This is a genomic window from Hydrogenophaga sp. 2FB (assembly GCF_005503365.1).
Taxonomy (GTDB): Bacteria; Pseudomonadota; Gammaproteobacteria; order Burkholderiales; family Burkholderiaceae_C; genus Hydrogenophaga.
This window is the reverse complement of record NZ_SCML01000114.1, coordinates 1-2,765: the sequence shown is the minus strand read 5'-3', so window position 1 is coordinate 2,765 and position 2,765 is coordinate 1. Positions and strand designations below refer to the sequence as shown.

The 2,765-nt window shown below is 70.5% G+C and carries 2 protein-coding genes and 1 pseudogene; all 3 read right to left on the bottom strand.

The genetic code is table 11. The annotated features are described in order from the left end of the window. Positions 1-14: 14 nt before the first annotated feature. Positions 15-872: an alpha/beta hydrolase gene (locus FFS09_RS30395; RefSeq protein ID WP_137922630.1), complete on the bottom strand. Its 858-nt coding sequence runs from the start codon at positions 870-872 to the stop codon at positions 15-17. A gap of 17 nt (positions 873-889) precedes the next feature. Further along, a complete protein-coding gene (locus FFS09_RS30390) occupies positions 890-2,386 on the bottom strand; it encodes a M20 family metallopeptidase (protein ID WP_137922629.1) in 1,497 nt (498 codons plus the stop codon). A gap of 169 nt (positions 2,387-2,555) precedes the next feature. Further along, positions 2,556-2,765 (bottom strand): annotated as a pseudogene (locus FFS09_RS30385) (methyl-accepting chemotaxis protein); the annotation flags it as partial.

Genomic DNA, 2,765 nt, shown 5'->3' with positions numbered 1-2,765 from the left:
GGGCGGGGGGAGCCTTATGCCCCCGCCGGGGCCTGCATGTCGAGCCAGGCTTTGAGCGTGCCGAACACGCGCGACGGATCGGTCTCGTTGAAGATCTCGTGGTACAGGCCATCAAAGGCCTGGCTGTGCACCGCGTTGCGCGGCGCGGCAGCGGCGAAGGCGCGGCTGCCGGCGGGTTTCACCAGGTGGTCGGCGCCCGCGTACATCAGCAGCGTGGGCACGCGCCAGCGCGGCGCGGCGGCCACCACGCCTGGGCCGTTCTGGTCGATGAAGCGCGCCAGCCGCGCGCTGATGCGGTCGTGCACCAAGGGGTCCCTTTTGTACGCCTCGACCACCGCCGCGTTGTGCGAGATCTTGCTCGCATCCAGGCCGTTGGAGATGGTGCGGTTGGGCGCGAAACGGTAGAGCAGGTCGATCAGCTTCTTCTGCACCTTGCCAATGCCCGCGTCCAGCGCGGGCGATGACAGCACCAGCGCGTCGACCGGCGCGATGTTGCGCTTCACGAAGGTCGAAGCGATCAGCCCACCCATGCTGTGCCCCAACAGGATCAGCGGACAGGCCCAGGGCTCGGCAATGTGCTTGCGCGTGTCGTCCACCACCTCGGCCAGATCGTCGAGCAGGCAGTCGTCGTCGGGCAGCACACCGCGCGCGCCACCCGATTCGCCATGGCCGCGCTGGTCGAAGGCGCGCACGCAAAAGCCCCATTCGTTGAGCCGGTGCGCCACCGGGTCGTAGCGCCAGGCGTGCTCGCCCAGGCCATGCACGATGAGCACCACCGCGCGCGGGCGGTAGCGCGATGGCAGGGGCCAGTCGAACACGGCCAGGTTCAGGCCGTCGCGCAGGGTGAAGGGCGCCTGGGTGGTGTCGGTCATGGTGGCGGCGACCCGCTTCAGGGCATGCGGGCCACCACCTGGGCCACGGTGGCCGTGAGCCGGCGCGCGTAGTCCAGGTGCAGGAACTCGTTCGGGCCGTGCGCATTGCTCTTGGGGCCGAGCACGCCGCAGACCATCATCTGCGCGGTCGGGAAGCCTTTGCTGAGCATGTTCATCAGCGGGATCGTGCCGCCCTGGCCGATGGTGCCGCAGCCGGCCTGGAAGTGCGCCTGTGACGCGTCCTGCAAGGCCTGCTCGAACCACGGCTCGGTGGTGGGTGCGTTCCAGCCACTGGCCGCGCCTTCGCCCTCAAAAGTCACCTTGGCCTGGTAGGGCGCGTTGTCTTCCAGCAAGGCCTTGAGCTGCTGCACCGCGGTGGGTGCGTCCACCAGCGGCGGCAGGCGCAGGCTGAGCTTGAATGCGGTGTAGGGCCGCAGCACGTTGCCGGCGTTGCGCATCTCGGGAAAACCGTCGGCGCCCGTCACCGAGAGCGTGGGCCGCCAGGTGCGGTTGAGCAGGCCCTCGACCGGGTCGGTGGTGGTGGGCAGCGCGAACACGGTGGCGCCGCCGCAGTCGTGGTGCGCCCAGGGAAAGCGCTTGTGGATCTCGTCGCCGAGGATGGCGGCGGTGACGCGTGCCTGCTCGATGCGCTCGGCCGGGATCTCGCAGTGGAAGCTGGCGGGCAGCAAGCGGCCGGTGGCGCTGTCTTCGAGCCGGTCCAGCACCTGCCGCATGATGCGAAAGCTCGACGGCACCAGGCCCGAGGCGTCGCCCGAGTGAATGCCTTCGGTGAGGATCTCGACCTTGAGCACGCCGCTGGCCATGCCGCGCAGGCTGGTGGTGAGCCAGAGCTGGTCGTAGTTGCCGGCGCCGCTGTCCAGGCAGATCACCAGGCCCACGTCGCCCAGGCGGGTGCGCAGCGCGTCCACATAGGGCAGCAGGTCGTACGAGCCGCTTTCTTCGCAGGTTTCGATCAGGCCCACGATGCGCGGGTGCGCCGCGCCCTGGGCCTTGAGCGCCTGCAGCGCGGCGATGCTGGCGTAGACCGCGTAGCCGTCGTCGGCGCCGCCACGGCCATAGAGCTTGCCGTCGTCGACCTTGGGCGTCCACGGCCCGAGGTCGTTGCGCCAGCCGGTGAATTCGGGTTGTTTGTCGAGGTGGCCGTACATCAGCACGGTCTGGCCCGAAGCGGGCGCGGGCGTGCCGTCTTTCCCGGCGCTGGCCGGCACGTCGAAGAACAGCACGGGGGTGCGGGCTTTGCCCTGCGCGTCGTTGAGGCGCACCACCTCGAGCTGCAGGTCGGGCACGTTCTGCGCGCGCACCCAGTCGGCCGCGTTTTGCAGCACACGCTCCAGCAGGCCGTGCGCGGCCCAGTCGGCATCGAACGCGGGCGACTTGGCCGGCACCTCGATGTAGCGCTGCAGCTCGGGCACGATGGTCCGCGACCACGCGGCGTCGACATGGGACTGCACGGCCGAGGGGTCGAGCAGGTGGGAGGGCAGGCGGGCGTTCATGGCGGCGGTCTCCGGGTGCGCGGGCGGTGGGGCGCCAACGGCCGGGGAGCACAAACGCCTCCAGACCGGTGGCCAGGGGAGCCAGGGGAGCCAGTATAGGCACGCGCCGCGCTTTGTGCGCTGGCGCGCGGCCCCCAAAAACCCCTGCGGCGCGGGTCGTCCCGCGCGCTCAGGCGAGGGCCTTGCCCTGCGTGTCCGACAGACGGAACGCGCGCACCACGCCCGCCAATCGGGTGGCCTGGTCCTTGAGGCTGGCGGCGGCCGCCGCGCTCTCCTCCACCAGTGCCGCGTTCTGCTGCGTCATCTGGTCCAGCTGGGTCACCGCCACGTTGACCTGCCCGATGCCGTCGCTCTGCTCGCCCGAGGCCGCCGTGATCTC

Bases quoted from the DNA above. Each gene is read 5' to 3' on its own strand.
- FFS09_RS30390 (WP_137922629.1), bottom strand. From the start codon at position 2,386: ATGAACGCCCGCCTGCCCTCCCACCTGCTCGACCCCTCGGCCGTGCAG.
- FFS09_RS30395 (WP_137922630.1), bottom strand. From the start codon at position 872: ATGACCGACACCACCCAGGCGCCCTTCACCCTGCGCGACGGCCTGAAC.